We start from the raw sequence: 23,468 nt of genomic DNA on the forward strand, positions 1-23,468 counted from the left end.
TGTGTTAATCATGACTTATTGCTGCGATCATATCTCGTGTTACTAATACAACACCTTTTGCTGTTACCCTAAGGCCATTTGCTCTATCAGCATCATGATCAATACCAATTTCCATACCATCAGGAATAACACAACTTCTATCAATAATCGCTTTTGAAATTTTACAATTTCGTCCAATAATAGCGCCAGGTAAAATAACCGCGTCTTTGATTTCGCAGAAAGAATTAATTCTTACTTTTGAAAATAACAATGACCTTTTAACCGTTGAGCCCGACACAATAACACCACCAGAAACGGTTGAATCAACAGCCATTCCTCTTCTACCATCTTCATCAAAAACGAATTTAGCTGGGGCTGTTTGCTCTTGATAAGTCCAAATAGGCCAGCTTTCATCATACATATCAAGCTGAGGTTCAGGGCTGACAAGTTCCATGTTAGCTTCCCAAAAAGAATCTAACGTACCAACATCGCGCCAATAAGGTTGTTTTTCGCCATTAGGATCACGAAATGGAAAGGCAAAAACCTTATGCGATTCAATAATTTTAGGAATAATATCGTTACCAAAATCTCCACTTGATGAATCTTGTGCTGCATCTTTTGCGAGTTCATCAAATAAAAACTGTGTATTAAAAACATAATTTCCCATCGAAGCTAAAGTCATCCCTGGCTTACCAGGCACTTCTGATGGATGTTCTGGTTTTTCATCAAAACGGCATACACGGCTATTTTCATCAACCGTCATAACACCAAAAGATCCAGCAGCTTCTTCCACAGGCACTTCAACACAACACACGGTCATATCAGCGCCAGTTTCAACATGTTTAGCAAGCAACTCACCATAATCCATACGGTAAACATGATCGCCTGATAAGATCATGACATATTTAGGTAATTCGTGACGGATAATATCAATATTTTGAAAAACAGCATCAGCCGTACCTGAGTACCAACCATCACCTTTTCGCTGTGATGCGGGAAGTATTTCTACTGATTCACCTAATTCTTTTTTAAAGTGTCCCCATGCTCGATTTACATGACGTATTAATGAATGGGATTTATATTGTGTTGCTATACCAACACGACGAATACCCGAATTAATACAATTTGATAAAGGAAAATCTATGATACGGAATTTGCCACCAAAAAAAGTAGCTGGTTTTGCTCGCCAATCTGTAAGCTCATGCAGTCTTGAACCTCTCCCCCCTGCTAAAATTAATGCGTAAGTGTCTCGAGTTAAGTTACTAATATATCGATTTTCATATGTGGGCATAAAGCCTCCTTATATCGTATTAATTACCGTAAGCTATTTTTTTGTATTGTTATATTTAAAGCTTCCAAATTTCATCTCGATACTGCTTGATCGTACGATCACTCGAAAATTTACCACTTCCCGTAGTATTGATGATACTCATTTGAGTCCATTTTTCCTTGTTCTTAAAAACACAATCTACTTGACGTTGAGCTTCATAGTAAGAATCAAAATCGTAAGCGGTTAACCACATATCGTCGTGACTACGGATTGAATTGATAATTGAATCGAATATGCCAGGTTCAAATAAATTGAAATGTCCGCTCTCTAGTAGCTTCATAACAGCAGACAAATGAGGTGAGTTATTAATAATTTCGTTAGGATTATAGTTAGCTCGTATATCTTTTATTTCATGTGTTTGAGCACCAAATAAAAAAAAGTTTTCTTCGCCAACTTCTTCTCTTATTTCAATATTTGCGCCATCAAGCGTTCCTATAGTTAATGCGCCATTCATCATAAACTTCATGTTTCCGGTGCCAGAGGCTTCTTTGCCTGCGGTAGATATTTGCTCAGACAAATCAGTCGCTGGGCAAATAACTTCCATTGCCGTAACATTGTAATTAGGAATAAAAGCCACTCTTAAATATTGCGATACTTTAGGGTCTAAATTAATTGTGTCTGCAACATTATTAATTAATTTAATAATTTGCTTCGCCATAACATACCCCGGCGCAGCCTTTCCACCAATAAGTACGCATCTAGGCGCTAAGTGTTCTGTATCACCATTTCTTATTTGTTCATATAAACCAATAACATGTAAAACATTCAAAAGCTGACGTTTGTATTCATGTATGCGCTTTACTTGAACATCAAACATCATATTTACATCAAATTTAACACCTGTATTTTTTTCAACAAATTCAACCAGCGCTTGTTTATTTTGAGTTTTACATGCTTGCCATTGCTGCTGAAAAGCCTCATCACTTGCATATTGTTTAAGTTGCTTTATATGTGAAAAGTCAGCTACCCAATCTTCACGTATTTTACTACTAATAAGCGCTGATAACGGTTTATTACAATGAGACAACCAACGTCTCGGTGTTACACCGTTAGTTTTATTATTAAATTTTTCAGGCCATAATTGATAAAATTGATTGAATAAGCCTTCTTTTAATAATTGCGTATGTAAAGCAGCCACACCATTAACTGAATAACTACCCACAATAGCTAAATGCGCCATTCTTATTTGAGGTTCGTGGCCTTCTTCAATGAGTGATAAAGAACGTTGCTTATCCATATCACCCGGCCAAGAAACGGCAACGTACTGTAAAAAACGTGCATTAATTTCATAAATAATTTCTAAAATGCGAGGAAGCAAATTTTCAAATATTCGAACGGGCCACTTTTCCAAAGCTTCAGGTAACAAAGTATGATTAGTGTACGCCATGGTATTCGATGTAATATGCCAAGCTTTGTCCCATGATAATGAATAGTCATCCATTAATATGCGCATAAGCTCTGCCACAGCAATACTTGGATGTGTGTCGTTCAGTTGAAATGATTGCTTATCAATAAATTGCTCAAAACTATCACCAAACAATTCAACATAATTATTTACGGTATCTTGCAATGAAGCCGAAGACAGGAAGTACTGTTGACGTAACCTTAATTCTTTACCATTTTCGCTGGTATCATTAGGGTAAAGCACCATGCTAATTTGTTCAGCTAAGTTTTTTGTTGCAACCGCTTCTGTATAACCTCCAGCATTAAATTCATCTAAATCGAATTCGTCTGTTGCTTCAGATTTCCATAACCTTAATGTATTTACTATGCCATTTTTATAACCAGGGATAGGCATATCATAAGGTACAGCTAGCACGTCATGGGTGTTATTCCATTGTCGAAGTTGATTACCGTTACGTTCAGTAATCACATCAACTTGCCCAAAAAATTTAACTCTAATAGCCTTATCTGGAACAGCAATTTCCCATGGGTTACCTTCTCGTAGCCAACTATCAGGATGCTCTACTTGCTCTCCATTTTTAATTTGTTGGTTAAACATGCCGTACTCGTAACGAATACCATAACCAATAACAGGTAAAGTTAAACTTGCACAACTATCTAAAAAGCATGCTGCAAGGCGACCTAAACCGCCATTTCCTAAACCTGCGTCGTGCTCTGCCGTTTCAACTTCTTCTAACGCACAGCAATAACCTTTTAACGACTCCCGTACCGTCTCATCTAAGTCAAGATTAAGTACGGTATTGTTTAGGGTTCGCCCCATAAGAAACTCTAATGATAAATAGGCAACTGAACGTTCTTCAACTCTGTTAGCTCGAGTTTCTCGCCATTGAGCAACTAATCTATCTCTAATCGTTATTGCTAAAGCATTGTATAAATAAAGGTGAGAATCATTAACCTTGTCTCGACCTAGAGTAAAATAAAAATGTCGAGATAAGTCATCAGCAAAAGTGTTGTTGTCCATTAAAACACTGTCATCTAACGACGTTATTTGGCAAAAATCATCTGTGTTATTCACTAGGCTCAGATCCCTTATTCTCATTAGACAAAACAATTGTTGTACGTGGTTGAAGTGTTATTGCTCTTTGCGCTGGTAATTTAGGAATTTCGTTGTTTATTGCACTTGACGAGGTGTCTACCATCACATCCCAATATTCAACGTTATTTATTTCAGGTAAAACAAACTCAACAGGCTCTGCGCCGGCATGAAATATACAAAATACAGATGATGCATTATCTGTTTTTCCTTGAACTAAATAGCCAACAGTAGACGCATGGTGAGAGTGCCAGTTTTCTTTATGCATAATATTACCTGAACAGTGATACCAAGTAATATCCACATCAGATTTAGGATCATCTTTATGAATAAATCGATGATAAGCCAACATAGGGAAACGCTTTCTTAATTCAGACAAACGCGCTAACAAAGCGGACAATTCGCTAGCATATAAAGCATCCTCTTGCCAATTTAGCCAATTAATTTCGTTGTCTTGGCAATAAGCATTATTATTACCTTGTTGGGTACGCCCTATTTCATCGCCAGCTAATACCATAGGCACGCCTTGCGACAGCATAATCGTAGACAACATGTTTTTAATTTGCTTTAAGCGTAATGCAAGTATTTCAGCATTATCAGTAGTGCCTTCTACGCCGTAATTTTTAGACAAGTTTTCAGAATGACCATCACGGTTTTCTTCGCCGTTGCGTTCATTATGTCGCTGCTCATAACTCACTAAATCATGCAATGTGTAACCATCATGGCTCGTTAAAAAATTAATGCTTGCATAAGGTTGACGTCCATGATGTTCAAAAACATCGCTCGAACCATGAATTCTTCGTGCAAATTCAGGTAAGAGGCCTTTATCACCACGCCAAAAGCGTCTTATAGAATCTCTGTATTTATCATTCCACTCTGACCAAGGTGCTGGAAATCCACCTAACTGATATCCACCAGGACCAATATCCCAAGGTTCAGCAATAACTTTTACGGTGTTAAGTAATGGGTCTTGTAAAATTGCATCTAAGAAACCACTGTTTTTATCAAAACCATGAGGTTCACGGCCTAAAATAGTCGCTAAATCAAACCTGAAACCGTCAACCCCCATCACTTCAACCCAGTAACGTAAACTATCCATGACCATTTGGAGCACTCTTGGGTGGCTTAAGTTCACCGTATTACCACAACCTGTATCATTAATGTAATAACGAGGTTCAGATGGATTTAATCGATAATAAGAGGCGTTATCTATTCCTCTAAAGCTCAGTGTTGGGCCTAAAGCATTACCTTCTGCGGTGTGGTTATATACAACATCTATTAATACTTCAAAACCAGCTTGATGCAATTCATCAACCATGCGTTGAAATTCAAAAACTTGGTCGGTACTTAAATAATCTGAATGAGGAACAAAAAATGAAATACTGTTATATCCCCAATAATTACTCAGATCTTTATCATGTAAAAACTTTTCAGAAAGAAATTGCTGTACAGGTAATAACTCAATGGTTGTAATACCAATAGCACGATAGTGTGCAATCATTGATGGGTGACTAATACCTAAAAAAGAACCTTGTAATTCAGGAGGAACTTTTGAATTTAACTGTGTAAGGCCTTTAACATGCCCTTCATATATCACAGTATTTTGCCATGAAACAGGCACACGTTGTATTTGAGGTTTTGTAGGATCTATCACTACTGATTTAAGCATAACATCAGCATTGTCCCTGTCATCAAACGACAGATCTAGGTCAGGAGAATCCGCTTTATAGCCTAAATGACGATCAGACCAAGTAAACTTGCCTTTCAACGCTCTAGCGTAAGGGTCTAATAATAATTTATGATGGTTGAAACGGTGTCCCGCTTCAGGGTGATAAGCTCCATACACACGGTATCCATAAACTAATCCGGCTTTTGCACCTTTTAAGTAACCATGCCAAACATGATGTTCACAAGAAGGTAAAACGAATCGCATTAACTCTTGATGACCCAACTCATCAAAAACACACAATTCAACTTTTTCAGCATTAGCTGAAAAAAGAGAGAAGTTCACACCTGAATCATTAACTGACGTACCTAATGGGTAGGCACGACCAGACTCCATACTATATTGTTCCATTAATCACCTTTATTCTTTTTACTTAAAACAAAACGACTACACAACACGAAGGTAATTAATATTAACATGGTTAAATTCAACCAATGTCTTCTCTAAACCATATACCTATTACAAAACAGCTACAAATTAAAAATACATTAAAAACGTTTTATGTCTAAAAACTTTTTCTTATATAAATATGAGGAATAACAAAGGTAGTTGTTACCGATCAAACAAAGGCAACAACACACCAAAATAACCAGTTGATTTATAATGAAGTTATACTATGGGCGTGTTGATACAACACTATCTTCTGAACCAAATGAATTAGGTATATATTGATCCGCTTGATAATCATTTTCCCACTCAGCACCATTTAATAAATACTTAAATTGGAACTGACCGTCTTTAGGTAGCCTAACTTTTGTACGAAATGCTTTTTCTTTTTTACTAAATTTCATTTCAAGTGGTTGCCAATCAGTAAATTCTGCCACTAAAGCGACAGACTCAACGCCATCTCGACTAAACTCAAAGGTTATTTCTGCTTCATCTTTTGTTTTAAAAAACTTCTTAGTTAACATCTTTGTTCTCCATGCTTAATAAATAGTATTCACACCTTCTAACTATATTGTAATAATTTTATGACAATTCAATTACATTTATTTGGTCTTATTTAAGCCAAAAGAGGTGTTTATAGCTTTTATAAAAATAGTTACTTGATGTGAAAAATAATGAATAGCCATAAAGCCGACTCTCCACTATTCTATTTTATAGGCTTAAACGGATAAGCTTGCAAATATGATCTGTATAAAAAGCCTATAAGTGATAAAAAATCATCTATATTTTCTTTAATAATTAATAAATTTGTAGCAATAGTTATTTTATTCATTTTTTCTGACACTTTGGTTTCTCAGTTTAATGTCGGTATATTCACCAACAATCAAGATAAAAATAAAACTAACGATATCAAAGACTAGAAAAAAACACCTATAAAAAAGTAAATATATGTTGAAAAAAAAACAATAATAAATTAGCTTAATGTAAGCGCTTCCAAATACAAATACCTAATATATAAAATTGAATTATTATTTAATTGTACAAAATAAAATGTAAGCGCTTACAAATTAAAGAAATGATTGCAAAATCTAGGGGAAATAATGAGACATAATAAATTTAATAAAACAAAGCTGGCTACCAGTTTATCTATCGTTTTAAGCGCTACAGCAATATCACCTTTATCTTTTGCCTACGCAGAAGAAGCAAATAAAGATGAAGTAGAAATAATTCAAGTAACAGGTATGCGCTCAAGCATTAAAGAATCAACAGCACTAAAAAGAGATGCTAGCGGCGTTGTAGATGCTATTTCAGCTGAAGATATTGGGAAGTTCCCAGACACCAACTTAGCTGAATCATTACAACGAATTACAGGAGTTTCAATTGATAGAGCAAGTGGAGAAGGAAGTAAAATAACAGTACGTGGTTTTGGTCCTGACTACAACATGGTTACCCTTAATGGTCGTACTATGCCTGCATCTAGCTTACCTGATGGTGGCAGCGTAGCCAACTCTCGTGCATTCGACTTTTCAAACTTAGCTGCTGATGCGGTTAAATCTGTTTCTGTTTATAAAACAGGTAGAGGTAATATTGCTACAGGAGGTATTGGCGCAACGGTTGATATAGTAACAGCTAAACCGTTAGATAACCCTGGAATGCAAGTGAGTGTTGGAGCCAAAGCTTTAATGGATACAACTAATAGAGTTGGTGACGACGTAACTCCTGAATTATCAGGACTATTTAGTTGGACTGATGATGAAGAAGTTTTTGGTGCATCTTTAAGTTTTAATGCAAAAGAACGTCATAGTTCAGCGTCTGGAGCATTTGTTAATGAATGGCGAACAAGCGCCTATGATGGCACAATTCCGCAAGCCGCTGATAACATTATCTTAAGCGGTCAGCCTGAAATCGGACAGTTTTATTCAATGCCTTCCGATTTACGCTACTACATTACAGATGAAGAACGTGAAAGAACAAACGCTCAATTAACCCTACAATTTAGACCAATAGAAACTTTAACCACAACCTTAGATTACACTTATTCCAAACAAGATATTTTTCAAGCTAGGGCTGAACAATCTATTTGGATGGATACCTATAAATCAAACTTAGGCTTTGACGGGGAAACCGTTAAAACTCCAGTAGATTACAATGAAGATAGAGGTAATCAGGCACCTCGCGATTTAGGATTAGCTTTACAAGAATTAAATCAAGTTAATGAAAATAGTTCGATTGGTTTAAATATAAGTTACGACGTAAACGATAATTTTAATATTACTTTTGATGGACATAAGTCTAGTGCAGAAAGTACGCCTGATGCTGATTATGGCTCTTGGTTAAATACAGGATTAGGCGCTAACATTTCAGCAGGTCAAGGAGTCGACTTTACGAATGACTTCCCTACTATGTATATTAATTTTGATGACTGTAACGCAGAACGAGGACTCAATTGTAATGGTGTTCTTGACCAAGACGATGTTGGTACATCAATTTTAGATATGAGAGTTGCCTCACAAAAATCAGATATTGATCAATTTCGTTTAATGGGTACGTATGAATTTGAAGAAGGCAGTATTGAATTTGGTGTTGAATCTCGTTCAATGGAAAGTCACTCAACTCAAAGTTTAACTCGCCATACCATGGGTAACTGGGGAATAGAGAATCCAGGTGAATTACCAGACAACTTTTTAACGCTTATAGATTTTACTAGTGAAATCAGTGATTTTGATAAATCAGGTGCTTTCAACCAAGGATTTACTGGTAGCGCCTCTCAAGTAGCTGCTTGGGCAGCGGGTGAATATGGATTCGACTTTGTTGCTGATGGTGCTTTAGCTACAGATAGAACCATTAAAGAAGACGTTACTTCAGCATACTTTCAATTAGATTTATCAGGTGAATTAGCCGGTCGCCCATTTAATATTGCAGCAGGCGTTCGATTTGAAAGTACAGATATCACATCATCGGCTAATGTATCACTGCCTAATGCTGTTGCATGGGAAGGAAATAACGACTTTAACGTAAGGTTCGGTGAAGGAAAACAAGACTTTTCAACTGATGCTAGTTATACGCATTTATTACCAAGTTTTGATTTTGACATAGAAGTGCTTGATAACGTAATCACGCGCCTATCTTTTAGTAAAACTATTGCTCGCCCTACTTATGATCAACTAAGTGCTGCGGCATCAGATGTTAGTGGCCCAAGTGGACCAACAACATTAGCAGGTGTTCAATTAGGAACAGCCTCTAACGGTAACCCTGAACTCGTTCCCCTTGAATCTGACAATTTTGATATATCAGCCGAATGGTATTTTGAAGAAACAAGTTATGTCTCAATTGGCTACTATGAAAAACGTGTGAATAATTTTGCCGGTCGTCAACCTGTTATAGAGAACGTATATGGACTACGTGATGCAACCGCAGGTCCTCGTGCACAAGCCGCAGAAGCTGCGTTAATAGCTTTAGGCGAAGAAATTACTGATACAAACCTTTTTGCAATGGTTGCTGCAACAGAAAATAATGTAGATTTTTACTCAAGAAGTGCTGAAAGCTTTGAGGTTGACTACGATGTTTTACCCAATGCTGATGACCCATTGATGGATTTTACAGTCACTAAATTTGTAAATAACAAAGAAGCAAAAATTGACGGTTTTGAAATTGCCGTACAACATTTCTTTGGCGAATCTGGTTTTGGTATACAGGCCAACTATACAACAGTAAACGGTGATATCGGTTTTGATAACAATGGTGATCCATCCGTAACACAATTCGCCCTTGTTGGATTAAGTGACACAGCTAACCTAATTGCAATGTATGAAAACGATGATTTTCAAGCGCGTATTGCTTATAACTGGCGTGATAAATTCTTAAATACCCAAGCTCAATATATTAACGAGCCGGGTTATACTGAAGAGTATGCTCAAGTTGACTTTAATGTTGCATACCAAGTTAACGAAGAATTATCTGTCTTCATAGAAGGTATAAATATTACGGGTGAAGATACTAGAACTCATGGTCGTACAAAAGTACAACTATGGAAGTTAGCAGAACAAGGTGCACGTTTTGCTTTAGGTGCTCGTTATACTTTTTAAGCATTCTCTTTAACAGCAACTTATACCAAGTTACTTAGCGAGAATTAAAAGACTTATAGACACAGATGTTTAGTGCCAAGCTGAATCTAAACATCCGTGTCCGTGTAGATGTTATTGATTAAAGAAAATAGTTATTTAGGGTAACTGCTCTTGCATCCCCCTAAATAACCCTATAAATAGAGTAAATAGTTTTGTTTGGTATAAGGCTGTTTATCTTTCAGGGTTAAATTTTCAAGGCTCCAAAGAACTGCAATTTATAGGGATTATCATATGTTCGAGTAGCTAGTTACACGTCACATACTCACCCTATCTAAATATCACTCAACTTGCGGTAAAAGTAACTTCGAAAGTTCAATAGACCCTATTCAAATTGGTATAAAAACGGTTTAATGTAGAGCAACTACATAGCTTGTTATCTTGAAAAACAATCGAGAGACAAGGCTAAAATTAATAAACTCTAGCGATACCTATTTATTAACTTCATTGGTATAAAGCTCATTAATTGTATTTACCAAAATGTTCATAAGCATTAATCGAGGTATATTTTGCAACAAAAAAACATTAAAAACGTAGTTATTGCAGGTGGCGGCACAGCAGGTTGGATGGCTGCGGCAGCTATATCAAAACTGATAGGTAAAAATTTAAACATTACATTAATCGAATCTGATGAAATAGGCACAGTGGGCGTTGGTGAAGCAACGATCCCTCCCATTAAAACCTTCCATAAATTACTCAATATAAATGAACAAGAATTTATGCGAGAAACTCACGCCACTTTCAAATTAGGTATTAGCTTTAAAAACTGGGGAGAGATAAATGATGAATACATTCATTCATTTGGAGCAACAGGAAAAGAATGCTGGGCAGGAGAATTCCATCATTTTTGGTTACAAGGACGACAAAAAGGTTTAACAAAAGAATTTGGCGACTATTGCTTTGAACTACAAGCAGCCAAAGCCAATAAATTTGGCTTATCCAAACAAACACCGATTAATTATGCCTATCATTTAGATGCGACCCTCTATGCAAAGTATTTACGAAAGTTCAGTGAAAATTTAGGTGTTAAGCGTATTGAAGGTAAAATCAATAAAGTTAACAAACACTCCGATACGGGCTTTATTTCGTCTTTAACGCTAGATTCTAAACAAATCATCGAAGGTGATTTATTTATAGACTGTACAGGCTTTAAAGGATTACTCATTGAGCAAGCTCTGCATACTGGTTACGATGATTGGTCACATTGGTTACCATGCGATAGCGCCATTGCAGTTCAAACAAAATCTGTAGAACCAGCCATTCCATATACCAGATCTATTGCTAGAAATAGTGGTTGGCAATGGAAAATACCTTTACAACATAGAGTTGGCAATGGCTTAGTTTATTGTAGTAAATACATATCTGACGAAGCCGCGACTAAAGAATTATTAGCGAATATTGAAGGCGAAACCATTACAACACCAAGAACAATAAAATTTAAAACAGGACGCCGACGTAAAGGCTGGAATAAAAACTGTGTAGCTTTAGGCCTTTCTAGTGGCTTTATCGAACCATTAGAGTCAACCAGTATTCATTTAATTATGTCTGGTATCATTCGTTTATTACGCTTATTTCCGTTCCAAGGAATTGAACAAACAATGATAAACGAATACAACAGCAAACTCACTTCAGAACTCAATGCTGTTAGAGACTTTATTATTTTGCACTACCACGTAAACAAACGATCTAATAGTGAGTTTTGGCAGCATTGCCAAAATATGGAAATACCAGACTCTTTAGCACATAAAATTCAACTATTTAAATCATCGGGACGAGTGTTTTTAGATGACGGTGACATTTTCCGTGTAGATTCATGGACACAAGTGATGCTTGGGCAAGGTTTAATGCCAACACAACATCATCAAATTGCAGATATCATGTCAGACGATGAATTAAAGAACTTTCTTAACAGTTTGAAGCAATCGATTGATAACGCAGTAACCAAACTCCCGCAGCATCATGATTTCATTAACCAGTATTGTAAATCAGACCTAGCTTAGTGATTTTAAGTAACTCCCTAATAAACAGGTATTAAATAATATTAATTTTCAAACGTAAAAAAGGAGACAAACGTCTCCTTTTTAATAGCTATAAAACCAATTTATTCAGTATACTAGCTTGGGAAAATTCGATTTTTTTGCCACAAGTTACTAAAAATACGATCTACCGACATAGACGCCGCTTTAGAAAATTTTTCAGCTAAGCCTTTTTTAACAACGTATTTAATCGAGATAACTTTATTCGACTTATTCGCCAGTTGCAGATAGTCATCACTTGTTTGAATATCATCAACTAAACCTAACTCTTTAGCCTTTATGCCAAACCAATGTTCACCTGTTGCCACTTTGCCTATTTCAAGACTTGGACGATGATCTGACACAAACCCTTTAAAAAGTTGATGAGTTTCTTCTAACTCTTCATTGAACTTTTCACGACCTTTATCGGTGTTTTCACCAAACATAGTTACCGTACGTTTAAATTCGCCCGCGGTAAACTGTTCGTAATCAATATCGTTTTTCTTTAATAACTTATTAAAGTTTGGTACTTGCGCAATAACGCCAATAGACCCCACAATCGCAAACGGAGCAGATATAATTTTGTTAGCTACACATGCCATCATATAACCACCACTCGCTGCAACTTTGTCTACAGACACCGTTAACGGTATATTATGTTGGCGAATACGATCAAGTTGAGACGATGCTAAACCATAACCATGCACCATACCGCCACCACTTTCTAATCGAACAAATACTTCATCTTTTGGTGTAGCTACAGATAACACTGCAGTAATTTCTTCACGTAAAGAAGACACTTCTTTAGCGTCTATACTGCCTTTAAAATCAAGTACAAATACACGAGTTTCTTGCTCTACTTCACCACTTTTTACTGATTTTTTATCTGCTTTTGCGGTTTCTTTAGCTTGTTTTTTTTCTTCTTTTTCTTTTTGTTTAATTTGTTCTTTAGTTAATAGATGTTGCATAACATCATGCTCTACATCATCAAAGTGCTCAGATAAATCGGTAATTTCTAATTCACCTTTTTTAGTGCCCTGCTTAATAGCTGACGATGCAATTACCGCAACAATAGCGATAATTGCCAAAACAAAAGTAAGTGTTTTGGCAAAAAATAATCCGTACTCGTACAAAAATTCCAAGCTTATTCTCCTAAGCGTAAACCGCTTTAACTTTATTTATATTTAACTAACACCAAACGGATTAATCAAGTTGGTATAAATATGGGGATAAAAATGTAAAAAAAAAGCCCTTAAAAAGGACTTTCTCTCTCAAAGATCTTCATTATAAATGAAGTTTCTCCATTATTGTACAACTGCAGTATTTGTTACGTTAATCAATTGTCCTTTGCTTGCAAAAAAAGCAACAATTTGAGACTGCATTTCTAGCGTCGCGGCTCCTGTTAACATAGCGTCTGGAGCTTCAGGCCTAACACTAGGATCTAAAATAGAACTATGATGACCATTTAAAAATCTAACTACACCAGAACCTGCATTTGTTGTACTTACACTAGGCAATCCCAATAAAGCCACAGCACCTTCAGTACCACCAATTGGAGATGTTGATACCCTATTAGGTATAACTTGATCTGAAAGGTTTGTTCCACCATCACCCACTACTTCAATTAAATGAGTCGGGGTTTGAGTTACAGCCATTTGTGCTGCGTAGTTAATGGGGTCGCCAGAACCTACAATTGTTTGAGCAGCAAAAACAAACTGTGAGAATATTTCATTAAGACCCGCTTGTTGCTCCGCAGTTAAATTAGCATAAAATAATCGATAAGCTCCAACTAACTCAGCTTCTGTAGGGTTTGTGTATTGGCTAACCACAAAATTTTGAAAATCTTCAGATTGAGCAAAAGCTAAGTTAGATTTAATTACATCTTCAAAAGCGCCTGACTCTAATAAGAAATTAGCCACCATAATACCTGGCATAGCTAAAGAGTTAGACGCTATTTTAAACATAGGATCTAAAGCTGGATTAATTGGCGCATTAGCAAGAGCAACAAAATTAATACCTGTTATCGCTCCTAATGAATGCCCTAAATAATGAACTTCAGACGTATCAAGGTTTACACCTACTGTTGCGTTCAACCCTAAGCGTAAACCTAATGTATCAGCCGTACTTTGACGTAAATTATCACGCGTAGTTAACAAGCTCGCTAAGTTCATATAATGAGTTGCAGATACTGTAGAAGCATTAATTTCATCACCTGGTTTAGTTGGGTCTAAATCAAATCCTCGGCTACCATGTAGTGGGTGATCGATTGCAATTGTTGCGAAACCAAATGTTGATAAAATACCTGTTATCGCCAGCATATCTTCTTTTTTAGACGTAATACCGTGCTGAAGAATAACAACAGGCCAACCATTCTCTGGTGTTTCTAAAGCAGGTAAACCGTAATTCGCTCTGACCGCATCAGTAACAGGTGATAATTTAGGTGTAGTCATTTGAACATCAATATCTCCCGGATGAGAAATATAAGGGATATCACTCTCGCCTTGTGGCATAGGTACAGGGTTAAACTTTGTTAAGTTTCGCTCCGTATCCAGAGGTAAAGCACTGCTTAAATCTCTTAAACCAACCGCCATACAAAAACCGTCATTTTCACTTAGAGGCTCTACTGGAATTGCAGCTGGATTTTGTGCTGCTAAACCAGCAATCATAGCGCCAGAATCACATCGAGCTTGCCACCAAGAATTAACAGGGGCTTTAGGATTTGCTACACTAGGAATGGGTAAATAATACGGAAGTGTTACATTACCAGTATGATAGTTAGCCGTAGAATATAAAGCTTGTAATGATTCAGATAATACTCTGCCTTGCGATAAAAACACATCATTCACCGTAGCTCCCGATGGATTAATAGTAATAACAGGAGGTAAACCACCAGCAGCTAAATTTGCCGCCATTAAACCTTTAATTGTATTTAATACTTTCGTTGTTGATTGTGTGGTCATCGCCATAGTGTAAATTAACGAATCAGCTTCAACGCCTTCGCTTATTACAGCTTTTTCAAAACTATTAATAACAGCTTGTAAACCTAATTGAGCTTCAGAGCCTAATGGCTTTGTATTAATATCTTGGCGAACTGATTCATAGGTTGTGGAACCGGCGACGGCTTTACCATTAGTATCTTTAAGAGAGTTAGTTAGAGCAAGTAAATAAGTTGTCTCTGCTTTTAGCGGACTTAATGGCACAACAGCAATACTGTCACCTGATTTTTGTGCAATAAAATCAACACCAAATGTTAACTCACCAACTATTTTACATGCCAGTCCACGAGTAACATCGGTACACTCAGGATCATTTAAATCGCCCCCCATTGTTGCTTCAAAAAGCTTAATAGAATTCGCGACCGAATCGCCATCAAGAGAAGTACCTGCAGGAAAATCAACACTTAAAAGAAATGGATTAACAGTAGACCAGCCATCTAAAGCGCTTAACGCAACAGAAGGATCGCTTTCATCGGTAGGATCATCAACGGGTATATTCAATGTGCCATCTGTGGTTCCTTGAAATAACAAATCATTCGGTACTGATAAAATGCCATTTGAAGGATCAAATACAATCCGTGCCGAAGCCGTTACTGTAGAGTTATTTTTTTCTACGTTCTGTTGTACGTCATTAATCGTTTCACTATCGCATGCAGATAAGCCTAATAGACTTGCAATAGACATACTTAATATTACTTTTCTCATCATATCTCCCCAGATTAATTCTTTCCTAATACAAAGTTGTAGTCGTTTTAGTGAATTTTGCCTAATATTTATGACTAAAACACAACTCGTTAGACCAGTCAAACTTACCTTAAGAATTTGCTTTGTGCTAGTTGTTTTTTAAAATAACGACGGGTTTATTGAATTTTTATAACTTTTTACTCGTTTGTTTGCTCTGCTCAGAGTAGAATTCCCCCCATATTTTTTACGGCTTTCTAATGATTATGTTTGATTTTAAATGTGGAGCTAGTGCGCTAGCCAATAAAGTTATTTTAGTTACCGGTGCAGGAGATGGCATCGGTAAACAAGCAGCACTTACTTATGCAAATTTAGGTGCAACCGTTATCTTGTTAGGTAAAACAACTAAAAAATTAGAAGATGTTTACGATTTAATTGTAGAACAAAATTCGCCACAACCCGCAATTGTTCCTTTAGACTTAAAAGGCGCAACTAAGCAAAACTACATAGATATGGTTTCAACAATCCAAGAACAGTTTGGTCGACTTGATGGTGCCTTACTTAACGCCGCTATATTAGGAGAGTTAACACCATTTACACAAATTCACGAACAGGTATGGGCAGACATAATGCAAGTGAATGTAAATGCGCAATATTTACTTTCACAAGCACTTTTACCTTTACTGCAAAGTACTAAAAATTCTTCGTTAGTATTTACCACCTCAGGTGTAGGCAATAAAGGCAAGGCTTATTGGGGAGCTTACAGTATTTCTAAATTTGCTACCGAAGGTATGATGCAAGTTATTGCAGATGAATATGACACAACCTCAGTACGTACTAATGCCATTAACCCAGGCGCGACAAATACAAACATGAGATCTATCGCTTACCCTGGAGAAAATACTGAAGACTTAGCTTCTCCATCAGACATAATGCCAGCTTATGTTTATTTAATGAGTGACGAAAGTACAGATATAAATGGACAAATTATTAACGCACAAGCTACGTCAAATTAATTTTTGAATTAAGCACTTATTACCTCTGTCCAAAAAAATATTTAATTAGGGCCTGTTTGATATTTCTTACGTCGTTATAGTGATTTTATGTGGAACGCCACACATCAATCACTATAACTCTTATAAAAATCAAACAGACTGCTACAAAAACATACCTGCAAGTTCAACAGCCCCTCATAATACCTTCAAAGCGTATTACTAATTAAATTATCCTTATATTACTAATCTAGTAACGACAACAATTAAGTAAAAAACACTTAATGTAGGTATCCTCAAGGTTCGCACCTTTTTAAAATAAAAAATTAATAAATAAACATAATGATTTGAATAAACTGATTGCAGAGGTAGAATTGCATTACTCATGACAATTATGCCAACAGGCATTGTTAAGCTGTTTAGCAGAAGGTAGTAATACGTTTATGGATCATTTTGAACAGTTAGGTGTAGGTAGAGCATCTACAACCATCGAAATTAAAAAAGCCTATCGTAAGCTTGCAAATAAATATCATCCCGATAGAAACGATAGCGCAGAAGCAAAAGAAAAGTTTCAATTAATTCAGCAAGCGTATGATGTTATTTCTGACCCGAAAAAACGCGCGTTATACTTAAAAAGCAACTATACCGTAATAACAGATCCCCGAGAAATTGCTGATTCTTTTTGGCACAGTGCATTAAGTTAAGCTTCTCTACTAGGAAAAAAAATGCAAACTGAAACAAGTATACCTGACTATTTAACCGCTGACTTTTCTATGTATTTAGAAAACATGAACTCATTAGCTGATCCTGAAAACCCTGATTTATTATCAAATTATCTATCTAATTTATTCGAACAATTAACACAAATGCCTTTATTATTTAATGGCATGGTTGATCAACTTGCTATGGCTATATCAACCAAAGTAAGAATAAACAGTAAAAGCTTAGCAGCATTACCACTTTCGCAAGAACCTACATGGGAAGAAGTAAAACCTTTTGTGGGTGTTCATGCTGATGCAAGAGCTTGTATTACTGAAATAATGACTCACGCAGAACAAGACTTAAAAACAGCGATTTTACTTATTCATTTTTATAACAGCTACGATTCAAAACCTTTAAAAGCTGAAGACGAAGATGATGACCAGCACGATAATTATGACGATAATGACTACGATGAAAACTACTAATATTTGTCATTAACCATTAAATAAAACGAAAAACATATAAGTATTAAGGAATAATCTTGACTAAAAATGCATTAATTCTAGCGACCGACATTATTGAACAAGCACAACACAGCGGTAGACGCGCTGGCACCTCTTTAGAAGCTATAGCTTCTGAACAGGGCGATGCAACTATGTTAGCCGTATTAACAGAAATGGATATTTTAACTGTCGCTAAAATTGTTCGTGAGCACGACGCAACCATCCCTTCTATTGCAACTTGGTTAATGGATGCTGAATCAATTAAGCAATTATTAAATGTAGAACCCTCTTATTGGCAAAATATGGATGAAGACACCGTATTTTGTGCACAAACCGAAGCTCACAGCTTATTAACTCAGATATTTTTATCTTCAGACGACGAAGAGAAACAGCTAGAAGTACTTAAAGCCATAGTTGAAGACGATTTTGGTCTTCTATATTTGTCACTACCTTTTGTGGGTCATGACTTTTCTGAATTAGAAGAAGATGAAGAGCAAACATCGGGCAGTGTAGAAGAATTGTTAATGAAAATAAAAACGTTAAGCGAAGAAGCCTACCGTGAAGTAATGGTAGTAAGTACCAACGGCACACTCGACAACATTGAAAATGCATTAAAACAAAATGCTAATAAACAAAGAGTTACTGCTGTTGAAATGGATACCGACGATATGTTTGCGCCACTTTAGTTTTAGTAGCATACCGTATTTACTTATATACAAAACGTTATTTTCAGTAAGAATTGATTAGGATCCATCGATGACCGATTCATCAGTAAGCATTGCAGAATTAAGAAATCACCCTTTCCTACTTTTAGTATTAAAAGACGGAGAAAATGAAGGCTATTTTACGCCAGAATTTATGCACAAAACCAAACAACAATTATCTGATATGTCGTTAAGAATAGCCTCAGACAACTTATCAATAATTTATGCCGACCAAATAAGAAAAGGTTGTGAAATTGTACTTGGTATGTGTAATTTAGGTTTATTAGAGCTTTGCGATAACGACACCGAAAAAGCTAAACAAATTATTCAAACCGAAAGCATTGTGTACTGCTTTAGAGCCGGTTGGGCTAAATACGCCGAACTGAAAAAAATATCGCCTTCATACTTTGAAGAAATATCTATCACAAGTTATGCCCAAGCTATTAACGACACATCAGATATTAGAGCAATGCATAACGTATTAGAAAAAACTGGCCAACAAAGTGCCATGCTATTTAATATCTATAAAAGTATTGCCTCAGTTTACAGCGCAAATACCATTCTTGTAGATAATGACGAAGAAATTTTACAGTTTGAAATACAAAAATTTCTTAATTCAGCGATTACCCTATTACTCATAGATACTGATAAAAAGAAATACACCAATAGTTTATACGAAGAATTAATCACCTATCTCACCACTACAGAAAAAGACGAAATATTTGATAAAGTTGAAACGGCTATAGCCAAAATTAGCCAACAACTTCCGTTATCAGCAAGAGAATACCTACAAGATAAAGGTTTATTAGAATTTACCGATTTAAAAGGCTTAATTGAGCAACAACTCGATATTGAAGTGTTTATTCCTGACATATTAGAACTGCCCATCAGCGTTATTAATGAATTACATGACGACTTTGACGGTGGTTACGACTTCCATGCTGATGACGATGAAGATCTTGCTTATTTAATACCTGATGGTAAATAATAATCAAGATAGACTTCAGCTAAGTAAATTTTTTATACCCGTTATCATTCAAGATGCGTATTTCAGAGCATCTTGAATGATAACGGGTATATAACACCTATATAACGGCACTATTATCGATTTTGTTCAGCCAGAAAACGAACTAACATCAGCGTTAGGTTTTCGCGACGAGACTTATCTGGCCACACGGCGTAATACCCCATTGGTTTAAGTTCCCACTCAGGTAAAACATGCACAAACTCACCAGACTTAATCTGCTCTTCAACCAAATGCTCAGGTAAAATTGTCAGACCTAAATCTTGACTGGCAAAATACAATAACGCATTCGCACTATTCACACTAACACGAGCGTTTTCAGAGATGCTAACCTTCTCACCTGAAGGCGAAGTAAAATCAACCGTGCTCGACCGCATTTCAAAGCGCACCCAATCCCACATTTTCAAATCAGATGGGTGCTTAGGAGTTGCACGATTTTTTACATATTCTTTGCTTGCAACAAGAAATCGTTTACTTTCACCAAGTTTGCGAGACATCATCGAGCTATCTTCCAACCAACCTACCCGAATACTAAGATCTAAACCTTCATTAATAATATCTACCCTTTGATCTGTATAACTTAAAGAGAGAGATACTTTAGGATGTTGCCGAGCAAACTCAGCTATTCCGCTAGAGATAATAGAAGATGTTAGAAACGCAGGAAGTGATATTTTTAGTTTTCCTATATGCTTTTGCGAAAGCGTTTGTAGTTCATTTAATCCCGCTTCAGCATTCCTTGTTATTTCTACTACATGCGCATAAAAATTACGCCCCTCGTTAGTAAGAAAAAGCTTGCGTGTTGTTCTATTCAGCAAAGTAACGTCAAGATATTTTTCAAGATCAGATACTGTTTGGCTCACTCGTGATGGCGCCAAACCAAGGTTTTTAGCCGCTTTACGGAATGATCCTTCATCAACCACCATGGCAAAAACAGCCATATGTCTTAGGTAATTTATCATAGTTCTGTTTATCGGAATTATAAAATACAATTATTCTATATATTAAGCACAATAAGTAAAGGATATAATTGCTTCAGATTTATTAACATGAAGTCTGTCAGAAGAGAAACTCTGGCAAACAATAAAAATATCAATGGGAAATATTATGAATAGTTATAAAAAATTAATTTTAGCTACAACAGTAGCTTTGGCTATACCGTCAATAGCTCAAGCAGAAGGTTTTTACGTAACGGGTCAAATAGGTGTAAGTGAGCAAGCAAACGACTCTAAACCTTATGGTAACAATATCGCCATTGATCCAGACTTCCCAGGAAAATTTGATAGCGATGGCGGCACTGTTGGAGGCATAGGTATTGGTTACACATTCAACGACCAATATCGTATTGAAGGCCGTATTGGCTACCGTGATAGTAGCTTTAACGACAGACAAATAGGAACGGGTGCACGTGCAGGCGAAGAATATATTCTTAATGGCGAAATAGAAAGCACAACCTACACAATAGAAGGCTTTTATGACTTCTCAAATAATACGGATTTTACTCCTTATATTAAAGCAGGTTTAGGTATATCTGATAATAGTTACTCTGCTCGTTTAGGTGGCGCAGGTGTAGCAGCCTTTGATGCATTTGATGGAGCCGCTGATGGTTACTACGATGCTTATGCTGATGATGATTCCACTGAATTTTCTTGGAATGTAGGCTTTGGTGGTAACTATCAATTATCCGAAACAATCTCTTTATATGGCGAATATCAATATGCTTCATTCGGTGATGTAAAATCAGGGCAAGACTCATTCACTGATGGTTTTAAAATTGACGATACCGCAGCTCATGAAGTTATGGTGGGTATTCGTATTAAACTTTAAGTATTTTTTATTAAAAGATTCAAACTAAATTAACTCACTATAGGAAAACAAAAAATGAATAATAAATTAATTTTAAAAATGTTTGTCGTTATAAGCTTTATTGTCTCTGCTGGTACACAAGTAAACGCAAATGATATGAAAGACCAATCGCAAAATACACTTGCTACAGCACAAGCATTTTTAGAAGCTGCGGGTTCAGGTAATGGCGATAAACTCAATGAACTAATGGCTGACGACTTTGTTTGGCATAACGAAGGTGACAAAACAATTCCTTGGATTGGCAACTGGGAAGGAAAAGAAACCGTATTTAAAAAGTTTATGCCTAGCTTTGGTGCGGGTTTAAAAGTTACAAGCTGGACAACAGATTATAGTTTTTCTAATGGTGAACAAGCTGTTTTCATGGGAACAATGAGCGCAATTGCTACTAACACAGGCGTAGATACAGGCGTATTTAGCTGGGCTGTTCGCGTTAATGTAGTTGACGGAAAAGTTAAAAGCTGGAATTGGTTTGAAAATAGCTATGCCGTTTCTAAAGCTTATCACGCGAAAACAACTAAATAACAAAGCCGATATAGCTAGTGAAGATATATTTATTTACTTTTGATACCCCACGTATTTCAGGTAAATATTCTATTGTTATCAACGTTAGATAAATAAATATATTTTTCGCTAGTATTGTTTTTTATATTCTTTCCCCGCTATTCAACATATAGCCGTGTAGCTGGTATTTAACCTTACAATGAGAAATAACATGAAAAAATTAATGCTTATATTTATCTTCGCTTTTACATTTTTCAGCACTGGCGCTAATGCAGCTGATAACAAAAAACCTGAACACCTGCTCGATGGAAGTTCTATGAATTATTATTATCAAACAGGTAATGGAATTCATATGGAGTTTTATGACGGTATGCTTAAATATGAATGGATCACAGGTTCAAGAAAAGGCAATAGCAATAAAGATTTAGCGTATCAGTCACGTAAAATCGGACCTAAAATGTACATTGTTAGCTGGTTAGAAGAAGCTCACCCCGATTACGTTACACTTATTTTTAACTTTGATAGTGGCGTTATGTACTCTTCAGGTATCGCACGTTTTGGCTCAAAGAATCAATTCATAGTATTCGATGGCGGTATTATCGAAGATTTAAAGTTAATTGAAAAGTAACACCCATTTTATTATTAAATTATACAAATAAAAATTGCCATAAATAAGGCATTTATTTAACAACCCCCTAAATTCATAAATAACTAAACGGAAAAATCATGTCAAAAAAATACAACTTACTATCGGTTGCAGCTCTACTAACTACCGCTGCAATATCATCACAAGCACATGCAGGAGATTGGTACATATCTGCAAATGCTGGCTATTCAGACCCATCATCAAAAGTATTTAACGATGGTACAAATGGCCCTGGAACACCTAAAAGCTCAATAGACTCAGATATGAGATACGGTATTGCTGTAGGCTTTGAAGTATTACCAGCGCTAAAGGTTGAACTAGAATATTCACTTGCCAGCTATGATACTGACGCTAACCTTGCATTAGGTAATGACTCTAGAGCTTTAGATAACTTTGCAATTGATGCAAACCTTGATGTTGATTTACTTACACTAAACGTATCTTACGAGTTTAAAAACACATCTCAATTTACTCCATTTATTAAAGGTGGTGTTGGCTCTTCATTTTACGATGCATCTGGCGACCTTTTTGTAGGAAGTTTTGGTGGAAGCGATTTTGGTGGATTCTTACCTAGAACTTTCGAATATGAAGGAGATGGTAACGAGTTTGCTTATTTTGTTGGGGCTGGCGTTGCTATGGAAGTTTCAAATCAAGTAGAAGTAACACTAGAATATCGTTACAGCGACTTAGGTGAAGTGGCTACCGGTTATGATGAGAACGGCGATCGTCTTCAAACTAATTTAGACACAAACGACATTCAATTAGGACTACGATACAGTTTTTAATAAAATCTGCATCACA

General features: G+C 36.2%; 18 protein-coding genes. 11 read left to right on the forward strand and 7 right to left on the reverse strand.

Annotated elements, in window-relative coordinates; translation table 11 throughout:
- Positions 1 to 4: 4 nt before the first annotated feature.
- The 4 genes from glgC to ACM9HF_RS08145 all read right to left on the reverse strand — a co-directional run bounded on the left by glgC (position 5) and on the right by ACM9HF_RS08145 (position 6,443).
- Positions 5 to 1,270, reverse strand: a complete 1,266-nt coding sequence (gene glgC / locus ACM9HF_RS08130; RefSeq protein WP_473617082.1) for a glucose-1-phosphate adenylyltransferase — start codon at positions 1,268 to 1,270, stop codon at positions 5 to 7.
- Positions 1,271 to 1,325: 55 nt separating this feature from the next.
- Entirely contained in the window at positions 1,326 to 3,734 is a 2,409-nt protein-coding gene (locus tag ACM9HF_RS08135) for a glycogen/starch/alpha-glucan phosphorylase (RefSeq protein WP_473618271.1), read from the reverse strand.
- 46 nt (positions 3,735 to 3,780) lie between these two features.
- Positions 3,781 to 5,883, reverse strand: a complete 2,103-nt coding sequence (gene glgX / locus ACM9HF_RS08140; RefSeq protein WP_473617085.1) for a glycogen debranching protein GlgX — start codon at positions 5,881 to 5,883, stop codon at positions 3,781 to 3,783.
- Between the two features lie 263 nt (positions 5,884 to 6,146).
- Positions 6,147 to 6,443, reverse strand: a complete 297-nt coding sequence (locus ACM9HF_RS08145) for an isoamylase early set domain-containing protein (protein WP_473617089.1) — start codon at positions 6,441 to 6,443, stop codon at positions 6,147 to 6,149.
- Positions 6,444 to 7,019: 576 nt separating this feature from the next.
- On the opposite strand from ACM9HF_RS08145, the gene ACM9HF_RS08150 reads away from it, so the two are divergent.
- Both ACM9HF_RS08150 and ACM9HF_RS08155 read left to right on the forward strand, forming a co-directional pair.
- On the forward strand, positions 7,020 to 10,004 hold the full coding sequence (locus tag ACM9HF_RS08150; RefSeq protein ID WP_473617093.1) for a TonB-dependent receptor: 2,985 nt from the start codon (positions 7,020 to 7,022) through the stop codon (positions 10,002 to 10,004).
- A gap of 545 nt (positions 10,005 to 10,549) precedes the next feature.
- Complete coding sequence (locus ACM9HF_RS08155; protein WP_473617096.1) at positions 10,550 to 12,040, forward strand: tryptophan halogenase family protein; 1,491 nt, start codon at positions 10,550 to 10,552, stop codon at positions 12,038 to 12,040.
- 113 nt (positions 12,041 to 12,153) lie between these two features.
- Here ACM9HF_RS08155 and sohB read toward each other — a convergent pair whose 3' ends face one another.
- Entirely contained in the window at positions 12,154 to 13,197 is a 1,044-nt protein-coding gene (gene sohB, locus ACM9HF_RS08160) for a protease SohB (RefSeq protein ID WP_473617099.1), read from the reverse strand.
- Between the two features lie 162 nt (positions 13,198 to 13,359).
- On the reverse strand, positions 13,360 to 15,759 hold the full coding sequence (locus ACM9HF_RS08165) for a VolA/Pla-1 family phospholipase (protein WP_473617102.1): 2,400 nt from the start codon (positions 15,757 to 15,759) through the stop codon (positions 13,360 to 13,362).
- Between the two features lie 239 nt (positions 15,760 to 15,998).
- Between ACM9HF_RS08165 and ACM9HF_RS08170 the strand changes: the two genes are divergently transcribed.
- From ACM9HF_RS08170 to ACM9HF_RS08190, 5 genes are all read left to right on the forward strand, one after another.
- The gene (locus tag ACM9HF_RS08170) at positions 15,999 to 16,748 is read left to right on the forward strand and encodes a YciK family oxidoreductase (protein WP_473617105.1); all 750 of its coding nucleotides are present in this window, start codon (positions 15,999 to 16,001) and stop codon (positions 16,746 to 16,748) included.
- Positions 16,749 to 17,167: 419 nt separating this feature from the next.
- Complete coding sequence (locus ACM9HF_RS08175) at positions 17,168 to 17,428, forward strand: DnaJ domain-containing protein (protein WP_473617109.1); 261 nt, start codon at positions 17,168 to 17,170, stop codon at positions 17,426 to 17,428.
- Positions 17,429 to 17,449: 21 nt separating this feature from the next.
- Entirely contained in the window at positions 17,450 to 17,911 is a 462-nt protein-coding gene (locus ACM9HF_RS08180) for a hypothetical protein (protein WP_473617111.1), read from the forward strand.
- A 56-nt stretch (positions 17,912 to 17,967) separates the two neighbouring features.
- On the forward strand, positions 17,968 to 18,615 hold the full coding sequence (locus ACM9HF_RS08185) for a hypothetical protein (protein WP_077340810.1): 648 nt from the start codon (positions 17,968 to 17,970) through the stop codon (positions 18,613 to 18,615).
- A 70-nt stretch (positions 18,616 to 18,685) separates the two neighbouring features.
- Positions 18,686 to 19,621 (forward strand): DUF6178 family protein, encoded by a 936-nt coding sequence (locus tag ACM9HF_RS08190; RefSeq protein ID WP_473617117.1) that lies wholly within the window; start codon positions 18,686 to 18,688, stop codon positions 19,619 to 19,621.
- 113 nt (positions 19,622 to 19,734) lie between these two features.
- Here the strand turns inward: ACM9HF_RS08190 and ACM9HF_RS08195 are convergent, their stop codons facing one another.
- Complete coding sequence (locus tag ACM9HF_RS08195; protein WP_473617121.1) at positions 19,735 to 20,616, reverse strand: LysR family transcriptional regulator; 882 nt, start codon at positions 20,614 to 20,616, stop codon at positions 19,735 to 19,737.
- Between the two features lie 145 nt (positions 20,617 to 20,761).
- On the opposite strand from ACM9HF_RS08195, the gene ACM9HF_RS08200 reads away from it, so the two are divergent.
- From ACM9HF_RS08200 to ACM9HF_RS08215, 4 genes are all read left to right on the forward strand, one after another.
- Positions 20,762 to 21,481, forward strand: coding sequence for an outer membrane protein (locus ACM9HF_RS08200; protein WP_473617124.1), 720 nt, complete (start codon positions 20,762 to 20,764; stop codon positions 21,479 to 21,481).
- 54 nt (positions 21,482 to 21,535) lie between these two features.
- Positions 21,536 to 22,042, forward strand: a complete 507-nt coding sequence (locus ACM9HF_RS08205) for a nuclear transport factor 2 family protein (protein WP_473617128.1) — start codon at positions 21,536 to 21,538, stop codon at positions 22,040 to 22,042.
- A gap of 190 nt (positions 22,043 to 22,232) precedes the next feature.
- Positions 22,233 to 22,649: a MoaF-related domain-containing protein gene (locus tag ACM9HF_RS08210; protein WP_473617131.1), complete on the forward strand. Its 417-nt coding sequence runs from the start codon at positions 22,233 to 22,235 to the stop codon at positions 22,647 to 22,649.
- Between the two features lie 98 nt (positions 22,650 to 22,747).
- The gene (locus ACM9HF_RS08215; protein ID WP_473617134.1) at positions 22,748 to 23,452 is read left to right on the forward strand and encodes an outer membrane protein; all 705 of its coding nucleotides are present in this window, start codon (positions 22,748 to 22,750) and stop codon (positions 23,450 to 23,452) included.
- The last annotated feature ends 16 nt before the right edge of the window (positions 23,453 to 23,468 follow it).

The sequence above is a fragment of the Colwellia sp. RE-S-Sl-9 genome, assembly GCF_048296855.1.
In the GTDB taxonomy this organism is placed as follows: Bacteria; Pseudomonadota; Gammaproteobacteria; order Enterobacterales; family Alteromonadaceae; genus Pseudocolwellia.

Excerpts from the sequence above, each read along its gene's own strand:
- ACM9HF_RS08165 (WP_473617102.1), bottom strand. The coding sequence starts at position 15,759 with ATGATGAGAAAAGTAATATTAAGTATGTCTATTGCAAGTCTATTAGGC.
- ACM9HF_RS08205 (WP_473617128.1), top strand. The coding sequence starts at position 21,536 with ATGAATAATAAATTAATTTTAAAAATGTTTGTCGTTATAAGCTTTATT.
- ACM9HF_RS08180 (WP_473617111.1), top strand. The coding sequence starts at position 17,450 with ATGCAAACTGAAACAAGTATACCTGACTATTTAACCGCTGACTTTTCT.
- ACM9HF_RS08200 (WP_473617124.1), top strand. The coding sequence starts at position 20,762 with ATGAATAGTTATAAAAAATTAATTTTAGCTACAACAGTAGCTTTGGCT.
- ACM9HF_RS08190 (WP_473617117.1), top strand. The coding sequence starts at position 18,686 with ATGACCGATTCATCAGTAAGCATTGCAGAATTAAGAAATCACCCTTTC.
- ACM9HF_RS08135 (WP_473618271.1), bottom strand. The coding sequence starts at position 3,734 with ATGGACAACAACACTTTTGCTGATGACTTATCTCGACATTTTTATTTT.
- ACM9HF_RS08195 (WP_473617121.1), bottom strand. The coding sequence starts at position 20,616 with ATGATAAATTACCTAAGACATATGGCTGTTTTTGCCATGGTGGTTGAT.
- ACM9HF_RS08175 (WP_473617109.1), top strand. The coding sequence starts at position 17,168 with ATGGATCATTTTGAACAGTTAGGTGTAGGTAGAGCATCTACAACCATC.
- ACM9HF_RS08170 (WP_473617105.1), top strand. The coding sequence starts at position 15,999 with ATGTTTGATTTTAAATGTGGAGCTAGTGCGCTAGCCAATAAAGTTATT.
- ACM9HF_RS08150 (WP_473617093.1), top strand. The coding sequence starts at position 7,020 with ATGAGACATAATAAATTTAATAAAACAAAGCTGGCTACCAGTTTATCT.
- ACM9HF_RS08210 (WP_473617131.1), top strand. The coding sequence starts at position 22,233 with ATGAAAAAATTAATGCTTATATTTATCTTCGCTTTTACATTTTTCAGC.
- glgC (WP_473617082.1), bottom strand. The coding sequence starts at position 1,270 with ATGCCCACATATGAAAATCGATATATTAGTAACTTAACTCGAGACACT.
- ACM9HF_RS08145 (WP_473617089.1), bottom strand. The coding sequence starts at position 6,443 with ATGTTAACTAAGAAGTTTTTTAAAACAAAAGATGAAGCAGAAATAACC.
- glgX (WP_473617085.1), bottom strand. The coding sequence starts at position 5,883 with ATGGAACAATATAGTATGGAGTCTGGTCGTGCCTACCCATTAGGTACG.
- ACM9HF_RS08215 (WP_473617134.1), top strand. The coding sequence starts at position 22,748 with ATGTCAAAAAAATACAACTTACTATCGGTTGCAGCTCTACTAACTACC.